Raw genomic sequence first — 444 nt, forward strand, 5'->3', positions numbered from 1 at the left:
AGTCATTATATGTCTGGACGACAGGTAGCTCAGTGTTATTCATCGTGTATGTATCTGTGCCTTGATGACCGATACGCATCACAACACACTTGGAAGTATTTATCGGCAGCTTCCATGTTTGAGACCATTCAGATAACTTCTTCAGGTCATTTTGAAGTTCTAAGCTATCACTCTTACATCGTATCGTTCTCCATATCTTGACATCGTCAGCATATAGCAAGACCGATGATGATAGGAGACAAGGAAGGTCATTTACATACAAGAGGAATAGCACTGGCCCCCAAACTGTACCCTGGGGCACTCCACTAAGCACAGTTTCCCAGCTAGATAACTTTGAGTTCACCCTTACTCTTTGTTGACGCCCAACTAAGAAGTCTTTTATCCACATCAATAAATTACCTCCAATCCCGATATGTCTTAACTTATATAACAGCCGGTTGTGCG

The 444-nt window shown here is 42.3% G+C and carries 1 protein-coding gene; it reads right to left on the bottom strand.

Annotated elements, in window-relative coordinates; all coding sequences use genetic code 11:
- Window positions 1-433, bottom strand: a 433-nt coding sequence (locus DLK05_RS18385; protein ID WP_369073584.1) for a reverse transcriptase domain-containing protein, incomplete at its 3' end; no start/stop codon positions are given.
- Window positions 434-444: the final 11 nt, after the last annotated feature.

Origin of the sequence: Ancylomarina longa, from assembly GCF_003996985.1 — a bacterium.
Lineage (GTDB): Bacteria > Bacteroidota > Bacteroidia > Bacteroidales > Marinifilaceae > Ancylomarina_A > Ancylomarina_A longa.